This window comes from Ruegeria sp. CDSB029 (assembly GCF_059611125.1).
Window position 1 is genome coordinate 282,168 of the sequence record NZ_JBXWOX010000004.1, and the last position, 15,852, is coordinate 298,019.

The window sequence follows — 15,852 nt, forward strand, 5'->3', positions numbered from 1 at the left end:
GATGAAACCTACATTTTGTTCAATCGCCCGGACTATCAGGGCGAGAAACTGCTCCCGCAGGCAGCACTCATTGGAAACACAGGTTTCCGCAGAGAGCATTCAAAGGAGCAACGTCTCGGATCGATTGGTCCGGGGGGTTGCGATTTTTGCTCTCTCCGATTTTCCAACGCGATCCCTCCATCTCGGCGTCCACATGGCGCCAAGCAAAAGGAGGCGAACATGCCTGCCAAGAAAACACAAAGCGACGCCAAGGCGTCCAACACGCCGATCTGGATGGCGGAAAAAGTCGTCCAATCCCTGATCAGCCAGATCAAGCCCTACGCCAACAACAACCGCGTGCACGCGGCCAAGAATATCGACAAGCTCAAAGCTTCGGTGGCCCAGTTTGGGTTTGTCACCCCGATCCTGTTGGATGGTTCGGGCACAATCATCGCGGGCCATGGCCGCTATGAGGCCGCCAAGGCTCTGGGGTTGACGTCCGTGCCGACGGTTGTCGCGGGTCACCTGTCAGATGCAGAAGTACGTGCTTTGCGCATCGCGGATAACAAGCTGGCGGAACTGTCGGACTGGAACGAAGCAGCGCTGCAGATCGAATTTGCCGAGCTGACGGACCTCAGCCTTGATGGCGAGCTCGATTTTGATCTGGATATCACCGGGTTCGAAACGCCGGAGATTGACATCATCATCGACGGCGCGGATGAGGCCGCGGAGACTGAAGCGGAATCTGTTGAGACGCCGAATCCTGCGGCGCCCGTAATCACGGAGCCGGGCGACCTCTGGGTTCTCGGAGATCATCGCATCTTCTGCGGGGATGCCCTACAAGCCCAGAGCTACGACACCTTGCTGGATGGCGAGACCCCACAGATGGTCTTCACTGATCCGCCTTACAACGTGCCGGTCAATGGGCATGTCCGCAGTGGCGCCAGTGGCGATCACCGTGAGTTTGCCATGGCGTCCGGAGAAATGTCGGACAGCGAATTCCGCGGCTTTCTCTCGAAGGTGAACAACCGGCTGATTGACTGCTTGCCGGACGGAGGCATCGCGATGATCTGCATGGACTGGCGTCACATCGAAGAACTGATTGCGGTGGGCAAAGCATGCGGCTTTGATCTCATCAACCTCTGCGTCTGGAACAAGACGAACGGAGGCATGGGCAGCCTTTACCGATCTAAGCACGAGCTGGTTTGCATCTTTAAGAAGCCCGGTGCGCCGCATATCAACAATGTCGAACTGGGCAAACACGGGCGCAATCGAACCAATGTTTGGGATTATGCCGGTGTGAACAGCTTTGGGGCAGGGCGCGAGGCGGATCTCGCCGATCATCCCACGGTGAAGCCGACAGCTTTGGTGGCAGATGCCATTATGGATGTGAGCCATCGCGGCGCTGTCGTGCTGGACGCCTTTGGCGGGTCCGGCGCGACCTTGCTGGCAGCTGAGAACACCGGGCGCCGGGCGCGGCTCATTGAGCTCGACCCGGCCTATGTCGATGTCGCGATCCGCCGTTGGCAGAGGATGACCGGTGAGAACGCCGTACACGCGGTGACAGGCGAGACGTTCGATGCGCCTTCTGCGGCAACCAATGCCACCTCAGAGCTGGAGGCGGATCATGTCTGACGATACGAAGGACTATGAGGTGGGCTACGGCAAACCGCCCAAAGCAACCCAGTTCAAGAAAGGCCGCTCCGGCAATCCAAAAGGGCGCCCGAAAGGTGCTAAAGGGGTTAATGCCAGACTGAAACGCGAATTGGAAGCCAAGATCACCGTCCGCGAAGGCAACCGGGAAGTCCGGATTTCCAAGGCGGAGGCAATTGCCAAGCGGGTCACGGCCAGCGCATTGAAGGGTGACACGAAAATGCTGATGGCGCTGCTGAAGCTGGACACAGATCTGTTCAACACGAGTGACATGGAGCCGCAAGAAAGCGCCTGTGCGGTTGAGCCGGACAGTGTTGACTTTGATATCCTCCGGGACTTCTTTTCCGGCCAACTGGACAGTGACGGCGGTCCTGAAGATGAGGAGGCGGAAGATGACGACTCCTGATCCCAGAATGGTCCAGCAAGCCGCGCGCGAGGTTTGCCGGGACAATTTCTTTCCCTTCGTGTGGCGTGTGTTTGACACGCTGCACCAGGGGAGTGACCGCAGCTTTGATCCGGCATGGCATGTGCGGGCCATGTGCCATGAGTTGGACAACGTTCGCGTCGGCGAGAACAAGCGGTTGATCATCAACATTCCGCCGCGTTGCCTGAAATCGGTCACCGTGGCCGTTGCATATGTCGCTTATCTTCTTGGGCACTCACCGAGCGCCAAGATTATTGTTGCCAGCTACGGGCTGGATCTGGCGCGCAAGCATTCCGAAGATTGTCGTCGGATCATGTCTGCGCGCTGGTACCGGGAAATGTTCCCTGAAACGGTCTTGGCTAAAAAGGGCAACACCTCAGAAGAAATCCGCACCACAAAGGGAGGCAGCCGTAAGGCTGTCTCCATCGGAAGTTCTGTCACCGGTCATGGCGCTGATTACATCATCATCGATGACCTGCTGAAAGCTGGAGATGCGGGCTCCGAGGCCGAGCTGGTCAAGGCACAGGAGTTCATTGAGGGGACCTTGCTGTCGCGCTTCGACAACCCGGCCGAAGGGCGCGTGGTCATGGTTGCACAACGGCTGCACGAGATGGATCCGCCGGGTTATCTGCTTGAACGTGGGACCTATCGGCACCTGAATCTGCCTGCCATCGCCGAAGAACATGAGACGGTGCCTCTCGGGCGTGGAAGGGTCATGTGCCGCAAACCGGGTGATCTCCTGTGCCCGTCCCGTTTGGATCAGAACACGCTGGATACAAAACGTCGTGAAATGGGCGCAGCTGTGTTCAATTGCCAGTATCAGCAGAACCCGATTGCGCCAGATGGCTCGCCGCTGCGCTGGGAGTGGTTCGGCACCTATGAGACCGTCGAAGATCGTCGCTGGTTCCAACTGGTTGTTCAAAGCTGGGATACGGGCATGTCTGCGGATCCGCGATCCGACTTCTCGGCCTGTACGACCTGGGGGTTCCGAGAAAACGCGTGGTACCTTCTCGACGTCTGGCGTGGGCAGGTGGACTACCCAGACCTGAAAGCCAAGGCACTGCAGCTTGTCGGTCGCTGGGATCCGGATCGAGTTCTGATCGAAGATGCGGCCTCCGGCAAACCGCTTCTGGACGAATTGTTTCGTGATGACCGTCGGCGCTATGAACGCATTAGACCTGACAAGGACAAGGAAACCCGGTTCCAGTCCGCGTGCGGTCCTGTCGAAGAGGGCAAGGTGTATCTGCCTGCAGACGCACCCTGGCTGCCGGTATTCAAACGAGAGCTTCAGTCCTTTCCACGCGGGCGTAACGACGATCAGGTCGATAGCTTTGCCCATTTTCTGAACTGGTCCAAGGGACTGGGATTCTACCGGGCATTGGGTCGCGACCACCGGATCAACATCGAACGTCGGGAGCGTAATCGAGAGAGGGTCAGGCGACAGTAGAACCTCAGCGTCAAGCTTGAAAACTCGTTGAATAGTGCTGGGAGGGCCGATGTCGGACCAATCCTGAGAGCGGCCCCAATGACCGCTCGCAACCACAAACCAGTCTCATCGCCAATGCTGTCGGATGACGGCTTCGAGCCCAAACTACATGTTTTCTGTGATGCAGCGAATGTCGGCTTCAGAGTGGCATGCTAATGAAGCTCCATAAGTGGTCACGGATTTGCCGATACACAAGGCGAATACCGGGTTGAGCCTAGTGCTTTCATCAGTATCGGGTCTTGAAATAAGCGTTAGGCCCATGAACGTTGTAATACCGTCGCCAAGTGGCTATATAAGACCCACTAAAGTTCTGGTTTTCTGCGGCCTAGGCGTATCGCCTGCCAGAGTAAACTAAGTTCTTCCATCATGAAAATTCAGCTGTCACGTCCTCTACTTGGATCTGATGTTTGGGAAGGTTGCCGATGTTTTCGCGCACAACCACATCGCTTGTGACGTTTGTTGATCCGTTTTGGTGATCAGACGCACCGTTGGTTTGCCAAAGAACCACAACGCAACCGTTGATCAAACGAGCTTCCGGTAGGCCCGAACTGCGCCTATCGGTTATCGCGGCTTGGGAATGGCCCTAGCGCGAGAATAAGAATGCGCAAAAAGACACAAAACAGCGCGGCGGCGCTTTCTCCGCCAGAGGATCTAAAATGACATTTCCAGAATGGACGAAACCAGGCATCTACGGTGCTTTGTGTGGTGCGATTGCGGTCTCAATCCTTGGCTTTACCTGGGGCGGGTGGACAACCAGCGGTGGCGCTCAAGAATTGGCGAAGGACCATGCAAGCGAGGAAGTGACGCTCGCGATGGTGCCGGTTTGCCTGAACAGGTCAGCCGCTGACCCTAGGCGCGAAGAAATAATCGTAACCCTCCAAGAGGCCTCTGGCTTCAGTCGCCGCAAGGCTATGATGGATACGGGTTGGGCTACGCTGCCGGGATCGGAAACGCCAAGCCGCGACCTTGCAGATGCCTGTATCGCGGGGCTTGAGCTGGATGGATCATAACTCAAAGGCAATGCCGCAACTCTGTCAGGCGATCTGGGGAGCGCATCCGTCACCAGGCATTCAGATGATTGCGGCTCTGATTGTGCTCCCAATCTGTGCTCTGCTTCTGTTTTCAACGCCTGCATATGCTCAATCCACATCGCAACCTGTGCCTGAAAATGCCACTGCAAAGAGCTACGGTGACGGCTGGAAATGTAACGCCGGGTATAGGCTGAGTGGCGATGTCTGCGCCGTTGTCATAGTGCCAGCAAATGCGTATCCGACCAACCGCACCTATGGCTCTGGTTGGGAATGTCTTCATGGTTTTCGCAAGAAGGATGACACGGCCTGTGTTGCGGTGATTGTACCTGATGGCGGGTTTCTTGATCCATCAGGTGAGCGCTGGCATTGCTCTCGCGGTTTTCTCAAAATCGACGACATGTGCCAAGAAATTGTCGTACCCGCAAACGCTTACCTGGCAGCTACTACCTATGGGCCAGCGTGGAAATGCAAACGGGGGTTCGAAGCATCGGACGACCTTTGCGTCGCTATTGAAGTCCCGGCCAACGCGTATCTGAATTCATCAGGTTACGGCCGACCCTGGACATGCGAACGTGGGTACTTTGCACAAGATGGGTCGTGCGCGCCCGTTATGATCCCTGAACATGCCTTCTTTGACGATGCAAGTTACGGAACGGGATGGAAGTGCGAGCGGGGATACGCTGCCTCAGGTGCGAGCTGTGACGTAATAGACCTTCCTGCGAATGCCCATCTCGACAGGTCCGGAAACCGGTGGGACTGCAACAAGAATTTCAAGTTATCTAAGGGACTTTGCATTCTCGATAACTGAGCGTGCGGCACGATATGCTCGACTTCATTACCCAATGGTGACGGCAGCGTTGCCTTCGGTGTCGACCACAAAAAGGAAACATCATGAAAACCGACTTTAGCGCGGCTAACACTATCCGTCGTCCCGTCAGCGGTGCACAAGCGCCGCCATTGACCAGCGATGAACCCATAAGATCAACCTCTACCACTCAGATCGTCTCGCCAACAACTGCGATTGTCTATTGCCAAGGTAACTTCGCCAACATTGATGGCAAAACTGCTAATGGCCTTGTTCGTCATTCAGAGGCCTACAGGATCCTGTCTGTCATCGATAGCAACCACGACGGCGAAGACAGCGGGCAGATTCTTGACGATGCAGTAAACCACATTCCGGTCTTTAGAAGTTTGGACGCTGCTGTCGCCCATGAAACCGTCATCCCAGATACCCTCATTTACGGGATGGCACCATCTACGGGGAGACTCTCATCGACAGATCGCGACGTTGTTCTCGACGCGATTTCACTAGGTATGAACATCGTCAGTGGATTGCATGAATATCTGAGCGATGATCTAGAAATCGCGGCTTTTGCGGTCGAACGCAAAGTCACCATACGCGATATTCGAAAACCTAAACCCAGCAAGGATATGCGCCTGTTCGACGGAAGTATTGCAGGAGTGAAGGCACTGCGCATAGCGGTTCTTGGAACCGATTGCGCCATTGGAAAACGGACAACAGCGACCGTATTGGCCCGCGCTTTGAACGCAAGGGGCATCAAGACTGTTCTTGTTGGTACGGGACAGACGGGTTTGATGCAGGGTGCAAAATATGGAGTGGCAATGGATGCCGTGCCGCCGCAGTTTTGTTGCGGCGAGCTTGAAGGTGCGATTGTTGACGCTTCCGAGGTTGAACAACCCGATGTCATATTGATCGAAGGTCAAGGGGCGTTAAGTCATCCGGCGTTCTGCACATCCGCCTTTATCCTGCGGGGCAGCCAGCCGGACGCCGTGATCCTTCAGCACGCTCCAAAGCGCGCACATCGCTGTGATTTTCCCAATATGCCAATGCCTAGACCTGCAAGTGAGATTGCCCTCATCGAAGCGTTTGCTGACACAAAAGTCATCGGCGTCACGCTCAATCACGAGGGGATGTCTGAGGCCGAGATTACCGAAACTATCGCCGCACAGTCACAAATACTCGGGCTGCCTGTAACGGATGTACTCAGCCGGCCAGCATCGTATTTGCTTGCAATGGTTGTCGCCGCCTATCCTGGGTTGCATCAACCCACACCTGTGGCTGCGATATGAGTACACCCCGCATTGAGGTGCATCTGAGCAAGATACGCCACAATGCAAAGACTGTGATCGGGCGCCTCAAGACTCGCGGCATCAGCGTTACTGGTGTGACCAAAGCAGTGTGCGGGCATCCAACCATCGCTCGGGCTATGCTGGACGGTGGCGCTGTGGGACTTGCAGAAGCGCGTCTTAGCAACGTTCGGAAGTTACGCAATGCGGGCATGACATGCCCGATCACCTTGATCCGTACACCAATGCTGAGCCAGGTTGATCAGGTCGTCCAGTACTGTGAGGCAAGCTACAACACAGAGATCTTCGTGATTACCGCTCTGGCCGCCGCCGCGATCCGGAAGGGCTGCATTCACGGCATTATCTTGATGGTTGAGATGGGCGATCTACGCGAAGGGATCATGCCAAAATACCTAGGCTCAATTGCACAACAAGTGGTGGATATGCCAGGTGTCGCGCTGAAGGGCATCGGAGCGAACTTCGCATGTCTGAGCGGAATTGCCCCGATTGCCGCAGACATGGACACCTTGTCTGGCCTGGCAAATGACATAGAGGGACAGTGTGGTCCCTTCCTTCAGATGGTATCTGGTGGTAACTCGGCCAACCTTCCTTGGGCCTTAAGTAGACACCCAGCTGGTCGCATCAACGATTTAAGGCTGGGGGAAGCAATACTGCTGGGCGTTGATCCGGTTTCCGGAGATCAAATAGGCGGGATGTATACGGATGCCTTTACGCTTGTCGCCGAGGTCATTGAAACAGGGTCCAAACCTTCATCTTACCCACAGAGCATCTGCGACCCGGTATTCAAAAGACTTCACCTTGTCCCAAAAAGTGGACAGAGCACACAAGTAGTTCTCGCCATTGGTCAGCAAGATACAGACGTTTTCGGGCTTTCTATGCCTCCAAGGAATAGACTCATCGGTGCAACAAGCGATCATCTTGTCATCGGCACATCCCATTCGACACAGAGCGTAGGATCGGAAATGAGATTCCAAATGAACTATAGTGCGTTGATGAAAGCTATGTCCGCTCCTGACGTTCAGACAAAGCTGCTCCATCGCAGTCCTTTACGACACGCGCGTGTCTCTCAAGGACCAGGCAATCACCCGGCATCAATTTGAAATACTCAACTGACAAATGCGCCGTTGAAAACGGATAGGAGAATAACCATTGGCAAAGCTTAAAAAATCAACTGTCTTCAATGCACACGTTCCCAAGGCGGAAACGCCGATGGACAAAACAACGCGGGTCGTTAGGGAAATGGTCAACGAAGAAGCAGAGCAAAGACAGATCAAGAACGCCCGGCTTCGCCAAACTAGGCTCGAAAGGGATGCGACGACTCCATCTGAAGCCTGTCCGCCGAAGCCCGCCAAAAAGCGGTGACATGATCGTTGGCCCTCCTCTCCGCGCGACTCGATTGAGCGAAACACAAACAAAGCGGCTAGCGAGCACTGTTTATCTCAAGCATCAGTAGCGCCCGTACTCGTTTCAAGGATATGCCATGACAAACTCAGATGAGAGCTCAGAAAAAGTTCACTATATCTGCCAGACATATGTCGAACAGAAGCCAGGACGCGGAGGGCAAGGAAGCTTGAAAATTGGCAAGCAATTTGAATACTCCACGGCAGCGGAAGCACAAAACAGAGCAGAAAGAGAAGCGCAATCCGACGATTGCGCTGGCGCCGACGCCTACATGGTCAGTGAGGATCCGAACAGTGGCGAAGTCGGGTCGCCAAGTTTCCTCATTCGGCTTGGCAATGTCCCGGAATTTGACGAGTTTTAGATATTTTGGACGTGGGTTTTGCAAAGAAACTGGGCCATGAATACCAGAAAAAACGGACATTGGTGCAAGCGCAGCGAAAGCTAATTTTGTCCGCAAAGCAGACGTTGAGCAGATTTCACTGAATGACCGCTTCGAGCCCAAATTGATCGATGCTGCGCGCCGAACGAATGGCAGCTATGCAGTCTTGCCCACAATTTCGAAGCCCGGTGCGTTCAGCCCCGCAGGTGAAGTTGTGAACACTTCGCATCCATCGGCTGTCACCCCCAACGAATGCTCAAACTGCGCCGACAGTAAGCGGTCTCTCGTCACTGCCGTCCAGTCATCAGATAACATTTTTACTTCGGGGCGCCCTAAGTTAATCATGGGTTCGACCGTGAACATCATCCCTTCGCGCAACTCCAAACCTTCGCCGGGGCGACCAAAGTTTAGGATGTTGGGGGAGTCATGGAAAACGCGCCCGATACCGTGGCCACAAAAATCACGGACAACTGAACATCGCTCGGATTGTGCATAGGACTGGATTGCAAATCCAATGTCACCCAAAGTTGCGCCAGGGTGAACCGCTTCAATTCCGCGCATCATCGCTTCATGAGCAACACTGACAAGACGCTTTGCCGCCCGCTTGGGTTGCCCCACCGCATACATTCGACTGGTATCGCCATACCAGCCGTCGAGGATGAGCGTGACATCGACGTTCACGATGTCGCCGTCGCGTAGTTTCTTCTCGCTCGGAAATCCGTGGCAAACAACATGATTGACCGATGTGCAGCAGGCGTATTTGTACCCTTTGTACCCCAGAGTCGCAGGGGTCGCATTGTGGGTGGCCGCAAAGTCGAGAACGAAGGTGTTAATCTCGGAGAGTTGCGCGTTCGTTTTGACAATGGCTGCAACGCCGTCGAGACATTTCGCGGTCAGCTGACCCGCCCGCCGCATACCCTCAAACGCGTCGGAGCCATAGAGCTTGATCGCTTCGGTTCTGCTGGCCTTGCCAATTGCGGGAGCGACCGGAACACTTATGTAGCAATCCTTCATTCATCTTTTCCTAGAAGTTTCGGTTGACGCCCCATGAGCCAAAGGTACAGCTTAAAGAAACCGACGGTATACGAATCATATACGTTTCATATATCAATCTTAAAGAGGAGACGTCCATGGGAATTGTGAAAATTGGCGATGCACTGCACGAAGATATCAGACGGGCAAGCACGGTGATGTGTCGGTCTATCAATGCTCAAGCCGAGTTCTGGATGAAAGTCGGGATGTTGGCCGAAACCAATCCGTCACTTTCATTCAGTGAAATAATGGCAAGGCAAATGAAGGATGCCGATGTGCAGTCGCCTGAGATTGAAGCCGCTTAAGCACCTGCACAGCATTAACCGTGCAGGTGGGACTCAATTAGCTTTTCCAAGCAGCAAGATTACGTTTCACGAACTCAGCAATAGATGTCGGTTTTTTGCCTGATAGTTCCAAAACGTGGTCAGTGACACGATCTTCGGAACCGCCCGCGATTGCAGCATCCATAGCGGCCAGCGTGGACGCGTACTCCGCCGGAAGGCCCATGTTTTCATGCCGCTCTGCAAGTTCATCGACAGTTAGTTTTTTGTGTACAACAGGACGGCTCAATTGTTCGCTTAGCGTCGCTGCGACCACATCATAGGAAATCGCTTCCGGGCCAGTCAGGATGTAATCGGTGTTTTCTACAGATGGCGCGACCAGCACCGATGCAGCTGTGGCGGCAATGTCATCTGCATCAATAAACCCGATGCGTCCCGAACCCGTGGCGGTGTAAATCGAAGATTGATCGCGGATCGGATCACGATGATGCAGTTCAGAAAAGTTCTGCATGAACCATGCGGGTCTCAGCACAACCCATTCGGGTGCGTTGCTCCTTAGCCAAGCATGAACTGCGCCCATCATCGGTCCGCCTTCTTCAAGCGAAGACCCGCTGAGCAGTACAAAGCGCGTGACGCCTGCCGTGAGCGCAGCTTCGAGACCGGGCTGCATTGCACCCAAGGAATCCACTGTATCGGTCGGTGCGACCAAATAGACGGCACTTACATTTTCGAATGCGTCACCAAAACTTGATGCGTCGGACCAATCGAACCGCACGGCATCTGCTTCCTTAGGGCTACGTGTTCCGATACGGGGCGCAAATCCCTTGGCACGTAGCCGTTCGACGGTGCGACGGCCCGTTTTGCCGGTTCCGCCGGTGACAAGAATAGACTTAGACATTGTGAAACTCCTCGAAATGGGACTTCAATTTCTCCGCGCTGCCAACCGCGCTCAGCAAGATCAGCGGGTTCCAGTAGTCGCGATAGTGGATGATGCTGCCATTCTCGACTCTAACAACCGAGATAAAATCCTGGTCATATCGCGCGCCTGTTTCGGCGTTCGCGGCCTTACAGGTGAACTCCAGAGTGAAAGTTTCGCCATCTGTTGATTTATGGGTGTTGACCAGGCTCATGGATTCAAAAGCGATCAACTCACCTGCTTTTGGCAGGTAGGCGAGTAACGCTTCGAGTCCACGCAACTCGCGAACGGCATCTTTGGGCGCGAATGGCATTTCGAACAGGATATCTTCGGCGCACATTTCGAAAAATTCTTCACCCGCCTCCGCAGTGATCACGTCGCCAAGTGCGAGACGCAGCATCGCGCCAAAGCTTGGGATTACATTTGTGTCAGTCATGTTTTTTCCTTTCTATCATAGCTTCTTGAGTTGGATGGAGTGTGAAAGTGGATCAGCCCTCGCTTCCGAACTGCATGATAATCACTCCGACAATTGACAGTAGGGCCCCGGCGACGCGGTACATGTCAGCCGGACGTTCGGCGTAACCAAGCAGGCCGTTTTGATCTAAGAACAGCGCCATCGTCATCTGCCCTGCAACAACTGCCGCGATGAAGGCTGCGGCCCCAAAACGCGGGATCAGAAGCATAGTCGCCATGACATAAACGACGCCAACCACACCGCCGATCCAAGCCCACGGGGGAACTAAAAGCAGTGATGCTCCGGTCGGCGGCGTTGGGCGCAACCATGCCAGCCCGATCATGAGGCAGACAAAGGACACCCCAAACGAAAGTAGTGTTGCCCATAATGGGTGGCCTGTCGCTCGGCTAAGCTCTGCATTCATCCCAGCATGGATCGGAATCAAAGCGCCACAGCATAGTGGCGCGAGCCAGAACAGGGCGACTTTCAGGTCCATTGTTGCTGCCTTTCGGAAAAAGTTATCGATAGGGTTGCGGCGTCGAGTTGATTGCGTCAAAGTGCGATGGAACACTACTGTTCCGACCTATATGGGAGAAGTAACGATGGAACGCAAGGGTTCCGACGTTGAGGTGGAGAAAAAGACACGCCGGAAACCGGCTGGCGCTGCTGTGCTACAGGACTCTGTTACGACTGCAATCTATCGAGCTTTGTTTGAGGAATGGGCGGAAACAGGATATTCTGCATTACATATGAAGAACATTGCTGCCCGCGCAGGCGTTGGAAAAGCCGCACTATATCGGCGCAGTAAATCCAAGTTTGAACTTGTGACCGAAGCAGTTGCCGCGACAGCGACCAGCATCACCCCCATACCAGACACAGGTTCATTTGCAGGCGACGTCACAGCATTGATACGAAAGCTTGCGGTCACTCTACGTCACCCACTTGTGAGACGGATTCTGCCGGACCTACATGCTGAAAACGCGCGTTCTGACGAGTTGAATGACTTGTTGGAGCGGGTCACGCTTGACCGTCGCACTCAGGCGAATGTGATGATCGACAGAGCAATAGCCCGCGAAGAGCTTCCAGAAGCAACAGATCGTGGATTGATATTGGATATGCTCATCGCCCCGCTGTATTGGCGTGTCATCGTGCAGCGTCGAACCGCAACTTCCGAGGATATCAATAGGTTCTCAAACATTGTCAGAGCGTTTGCCGAACAAGAAAACGCATCGGCCTGACGCCGGTGCGTTCCGTCTAAGGGTTGGGGGGGGCGAACCCTCCAACCCGTCCTTTGTGAAAGACTTGCTGTTTTACGCAGCCAAAGCGACAGAGTCCTTGCCCGCTGGAATGCGCAATGGGCTATCGGGATCAGTGACAGCGTTCCAAATTGCCTGCACAACATCTTCGGAGTAGGTGAACTCTTTGCCATCAGCATCGCGGAAAGCACCCATGACTTGCCCGACATAGGATTGATAGTCCTCGGGCGTGTCGTTTCTTTCTGCCATCAAAGCCATAGCGTTTGAGCCAAAGTTCGTTGTCGGAGCTTGGCCGGGCAAAACGATATGCGTCCGAATTCCCATGGGTTTGAGTTCCAGCGCGAGGCATTCGGTGAACGCATTCACCGCTGCTTTGCTTGCGGTGTAGACAGAAGCCAGCGGCAGGGGTTTGAGCGTCACGCTGGAAGACACGTTTACGATCACACCAGCGCCCTTTGCGCGCATCTGGGGCAACACGGCGCGGGTCATTTCCAATGTGCCAAATGTATTGGTATCGAAAATGCGTCGAAGATTTTCTTCAGATGTGCCTTCAAATGGGGACAACCAGCCAACACCAGCATTGTTGATTAATGCGTCTATGGGGCCAGCAGCCTCGACAGCATTGGCGATACTTTTGCGATCTGAGATGTTCAAGGGCAAAACACGTAAGCGCTCGGACGCAGGCAATAGCGTTTCATCTGGTGTTCGCATGGTCGCGACAACTGACCAGCCCATTTCAAGGAAGTAGCGGGCGGTATCCAAGCCAAAGCCTGACGAACATCCTGTAATCAGTACGGTATTCATAGCGGTGTCTCCTTTTTGGTGATGGGTCCAAGGTAGACGGTCGATGCTGGATGATCTATAATTCATAATCCAAAGATACTTATCGAAAGTCCAGAATTGACTGATCCATTCTCTGAAATCATCTCCCTGCTGCATCCGCAGGCGGCATATTCGAAACTGTCCCATGCGTCGGGCCCATTTCGAGTGCGCCGCGACGACGTGAACGAGGCGTTTTATGCCTCGGTTCTGTTCGGTCGTACCTGTCTGGAGATTGCCGAGAAAGAACCCATTGAACTGGCCGCTGGGGACTTTGTACTGATCCCTGCCGTCAAATCATTCACGTTTTCTAGCATTAATCCGCCACCACCTGACGATCAGCTCAATCATCCCGTCGAGGGCGAAGACGGTATTTTCAGAATTGGGCCACCGGACGCCCCGCCAGAGGTGCAACAACTCATAGGCCACTGCACCTTTGCCAGCCCAGATGCCGACTTGTTGGTCTCGCTTTTACCAGATTTGGTTGTCGTGCGTGGCGAGGGGCGGCTGGAGGCTTTGAGCGGGCTAGTGCGTGATGAAGCACGCGCGAACCGTCCGGCGCGGGATGTGATTGTCGAACACTTGTTGCAAGTGTTGTTAATCGAGGCTTTTCGATGTGGCACTGACCCCAACGCAACGGCTGGTCTGTTGCGCGGCCTTGCCGATTTGCGCATTGGCCCCGCCTTGCGGGCAATGCACGCCGCACCTGCGCACAATTGGACAGTTCCTGAACTTGCAAAAGAAGCTGGGCTGTCACGCTCTGCATTCTTTACACGGTTCGACTTGATTATGGGACGCCCTCCAATGGAGTATTTGATGAATTGGCGCATGACGTTGGCAAAACACATGCTGCGCACTGGCGGGCACAGTATCTCTGAGATCGCGACCAAAATAGGATACGGATCATCAAGTGCCTTCAGCACTGCATTTTCCCGCTACATTGGCCTTCCGCCAGCACGTTTTGCAAAAGAAATCGTGTTGGATGGGGCCTCGTTTTGAGGCCCCAAATACAGGAATGGTGTGCTATATGACGCCGCCGTTGGCACGGAGCGTTTGCCCATTGATCCAGCGGCCATCTGGACCAGCCAGAAAAGCAACAGTGGCAGCAATGTCTTCTGGCGTTCCAAGTCGCCCAAATGGGTTCATTTTCTTTATGGCTGCGACCACCCCGTCTGGTTTGCCCGTCAAGAAGAATTCGGTTTCGACGGGCCCGGGTGCCACAGCATTCACCGTGATGCCGCGTGGGCCAAGCTCTTTGGCGAGTACGTGTGTCATGGCCTCTACAGCCGCTTTGGTCGCGGCGTAAATGCCGTAAGATGGCTGATAAAGTCCAACAACGCTGGACGACATGCTGACAATACTACCGCCGTCTTCCAAGCGATTGGCCGCCTCTCGCATTCCGCGAAACACACCGCCGATGTTGATGGCGATTTGTGTGTCAAAGTCAGAATCGGATGAAGTGCCAAGTGGCCCTAGGCGCATGATTCCGGCGTTGTTGACCAATGTACTGACTGGGCCGAATTCCCGCTCGGCAGTATCAAATAGCTGTTTCATACCAGACGGTGCAGCAACATCGCTGTGGACCGCGATTGCTTGACCGCCACCTTTGCTGATCATTTCGACGGTCTGATTGGCACCAGCTTTATCGCTTGAGTAATTTACAACGATTGCGTGGCCGTCTTGCGCAAGGCGTTGAGCGATGGCTGCACCAATCCCCTTACTGGCACCAGTGATAATTGCGGTTTTGGATGGTTGTGTCATGTTAAGCTCCTTTGTGTTGTCAGAGGAGATAGGCAGGCATAATGTACAGATAATTCCCAGAAAATTGGAATTAAAATTCGGAAATAGCGAACAATGATTGATCGACTTGAGACCCTGAAACTCTTCGTCAGAATTCTGGAACGCGGCAGCTTCACGAAGGCCGCTGCTGATTTGAACATTCCTAGATCAACCGCCAGTGAAGCAATCCAGCGACTTGAGCGCGATCTGGGGAGCCGATTGCTTGAACGCACAACCCGCCACATCGCGCCAACTCCAGATGGGGACGCCTTCTACCAAAGATGTGTGTCAATTCTGGCTGATCTGGAAGAAGCTGAAGGGGCTTTGCGCGGGCATGAACCATCCGGCCTTTTGCGCATTGACGCGCCCGGCACTTTGACACGGAAATTTTTACTACCGCACTTACCTGAATTTCTAACGAAATACCCAAAGCTCACGTTGCAGCTTGGACAGACAGAACGGCTGGTAAATCTGGTACGCGAAGGCGTTGATTGCGTCATCCGTGCAGGAGACCCAGAAGACAGCAGCATGATCTCACGACGCCTTGGCAGTATGGACGAAGTCACCTGCGCCAGCCCCGAATACCTTGCAGCATTCGGCGTACCAAAGTCTGTTGCAGATCTCGAAGGACATAAAATGGTTGGCTTTCTGTCATCGCGAACAGGCACTACAATGCCGTTAGAGTTCAGGACGGGCAAGCAGCTTGAAACGGTCATATTGCCAGCAACGGTGATTGCCAATGACGCAGATACTGTCCATCAATTGGCCCTAGATGGTTTTGGCCTTGCGCAAGCACCGATGTACCGGTTTTCCGAAGACCTTAAATCAGGACGGCTTGTAGAAGTCCTGCCAA

The 15,852-nt window shown here is 54.2% G+C and carries 18 protein-coding genes; 12 read left to right on the forward strand and 6 right to left on the reverse strand.

The annotated features are described in order from the left end of the window. The first annotated feature begins 219 nt into the window (after positions 1–219). The 8 genes from AC2FI8_RS07375 to AC2FI8_RS07410 all read left to right on the forward strand — a co-directional run bounded on the left by AC2FI8_RS07375 (position 220) and on the right by AC2FI8_RS07410 (position 8,444). On the forward strand, positions 220–1,614 hold the full coding sequence (locus tag AC2FI8_RS07375) for a site-specific DNA-methyltransferase (protein ID WP_496778141.1): 1,395 nt from the start codon (positions 220–222) through the stop codon (positions 1,612–1,614). Then, positions 1,607–2,038 carry a DUF5681 domain-containing protein gene (locus AC2FI8_RS07380; protein ID WP_260022783.1) on the forward strand — a complete coding sequence of 144 codons (432 nt, stop codon included), beginning with the start codon at positions 1,607–1,609 and terminating at the stop codon, positions 2,036–2,038. Before AC2FI8_RS07375 ends, AC2FI8_RS07380 begins: the two co-directional genes overlap by 8 nt. Further along, the gene (terL, locus tag AC2FI8_RS07385; protein WP_496778143.1) at positions 2,025–3,503 is read left to right on the forward strand and encodes a phage terminase large subunit; all 1,479 of its coding nucleotides are present in this window, start codon (positions 2,025–2,027) and stop codon (positions 3,501–3,503) included. The genes AC2FI8_RS07380 and terL overlap by 14 nt, the downstream gene beginning before the upstream one ends. A gap of 695 nt (positions 3,504–4,198) precedes the next feature. Continuing rightward, positions 4,199–4,552 carry a hypothetical protein gene (locus AC2FI8_RS07390; protein ID WP_299669742.1) on the forward strand — a complete coding sequence of 118 codons (354 nt, stop codon included), beginning with the start codon at positions 4,199–4,201 and terminating at the stop codon, positions 4,550–4,552. A gap of 912 nt (positions 4,553–5,464) precedes the next feature. Beyond that, positions 5,465–6,664: an N-acetyltransferase DgcN family protein gene (locus AC2FI8_RS07395; protein WP_496778145.1), complete on the forward strand. Its 1,200-nt coding sequence runs from the start codon at positions 5,465–5,467 to the stop codon at positions 6,662–6,664. Continuing rightward, positions 6,661–7,782, forward strand: a complete 1,122-nt coding sequence (locus AC2FI8_RS07400) for an alanine/ornithine racemase family PLP-dependent enzyme (RefSeq protein WP_496778146.1) — start codon at positions 6,661–6,663, stop codon at positions 7,780–7,782. Before AC2FI8_RS07395 ends, AC2FI8_RS07400 begins: the two co-directional genes overlap by 4 nt. 49 nt (positions 7,783–7,831) lie before the next feature. Beyond that, positions 7,832–8,044, forward strand: a complete 213-nt coding sequence (locus AC2FI8_RS07405) for a hypothetical protein (protein WP_496778148.1) — start codon at positions 7,832–7,834, stop codon at positions 8,042–8,044. A gap of 118 nt (positions 8,045–8,162) precedes the next feature. Next, positions 8,163–8,444, forward strand: coding sequence for a hypothetical protein (locus AC2FI8_RS07410; RefSeq protein WP_282119865.1), 282 nt, complete (start codon positions 8,163–8,165; stop codon positions 8,442–8,444). 174 nt (positions 8,445–8,618) lie between these two features. Here AC2FI8_RS07410 and map read toward each other — a convergent pair whose 3' ends face one another. Next, positions 8,619–9,476 (reverse strand): type I methionyl aminopeptidase, encoded by an 858-nt coding sequence (gene map, locus AC2FI8_RS07415; RefSeq protein ID WP_496778150.1) that lies wholly within the window; start codon positions 9,474–9,476, stop codon positions 8,619–8,621. A gap of 116 nt (positions 9,477–9,592) precedes the next feature. Here map and AC2FI8_RS07420 point away from each other — a divergent pair, with 116 nt between their 5' ends. Beyond that, complete coding sequence (locus tag AC2FI8_RS07420) at positions 9,593–9,799, forward strand: ParD-like family protein (protein ID WP_496778151.1); 207 nt, start codon at positions 9,593–9,595, stop codon at positions 9,797–9,799. Positions 9,800–9,836: 37 nt separating this feature from the next. On the opposite strand, the gene AC2FI8_RS07425 is transcribed toward AC2FI8_RS07420, so the two are convergent. From AC2FI8_RS07425 to AC2FI8_RS07435, 3 genes are read right to left on the reverse strand one after another with little or no spacing between them, the layout of a single operon-like run. Then, complete coding sequence (locus AC2FI8_RS07425) at positions 9,837–10,673, reverse strand: ergot alkaloid biosynthesis protein (protein ID WP_496778153.1); 837 nt, start codon at positions 10,671–10,673, stop codon at positions 9,837–9,839. After that, the gene (locus AC2FI8_RS07430; RefSeq protein ID WP_496778155.1) at positions 10,666–11,127 is read right to left on the reverse strand and encodes a nuclear transport factor 2 family protein; all 462 of its coding nucleotides are present in this window, start codon (positions 11,125–11,127) and stop codon (positions 10,666–10,668) included. Before AC2FI8_RS07430 ends, AC2FI8_RS07425 begins: the two co-directional genes overlap by 8 nt. 52 nt (positions 11,128–11,179) lie before the next feature. Continuing rightward, positions 11,180–11,641: a DMT family transporter gene (locus AC2FI8_RS07435; RefSeq protein ID WP_496778157.1), complete on the reverse strand. Its 462-nt coding sequence runs from the start codon at positions 11,639–11,641 to the stop codon at positions 11,180–11,182. 106 nt (positions 11,642–11,747) lie between these two features. On the opposite strand from AC2FI8_RS07435, the gene AC2FI8_RS07440 reads away from it, so the two are divergent. After that, the gene (locus tag AC2FI8_RS07440; protein ID WP_282027293.1) at positions 11,748–12,383 is read left to right on the forward strand and encodes a TetR/AcrR family transcriptional regulator; all 636 of its coding nucleotides are present in this window, start codon (positions 11,748–11,750) and stop codon (positions 12,381–12,383) included. Positions 12,384–12,455: 72 nt separating this feature from the next. On the opposite strand, the gene AC2FI8_RS07445 is transcribed toward AC2FI8_RS07440, so the two are convergent. Further along, the gene (locus tag AC2FI8_RS07445; protein WP_282027294.1) at positions 12,456–13,205 is read right to left on the reverse strand and encodes an SDR family oxidoreductase; all 750 of its coding nucleotides are present in this window, start codon (positions 13,203–13,205) and stop codon (positions 12,456–12,458) included. A 96-nt stretch (positions 13,206–13,301) separates the two neighbouring features. On the opposite strand from AC2FI8_RS07445, the gene AC2FI8_RS07450 reads away from it, so the two are divergent. Then, complete coding sequence (locus AC2FI8_RS07450) at positions 13,302–14,219, forward strand: AraC family transcriptional regulator (RefSeq protein WP_496778158.1); 918 nt, start codon at positions 13,302–13,304, stop codon at positions 14,217–14,219. 24 nt (positions 14,220–14,243) lie between these two features. On the opposite strand, the gene AC2FI8_RS07455 is transcribed toward AC2FI8_RS07450, so the two are convergent. Further along, a complete protein-coding gene (locus AC2FI8_RS07455; protein WP_496778161.1) occupies positions 14,244–14,981 on the reverse strand; it encodes an SDR family oxidoreductase in 738 nt (245 codons plus the stop codon). A gap of 93 nt (positions 14,982–15,074) precedes the next feature. On the opposite strand from AC2FI8_RS07455, the gene AC2FI8_RS07460 reads away from it, so the two are divergent. Continuing rightward, positions 15,075–15,852 (forward strand): LysR substrate-binding domain-containing protein (locus AC2FI8_RS07460; RefSeq protein WP_496778163.1); only part of this gene is annotated, 778 nt, incomplete at its 3' end.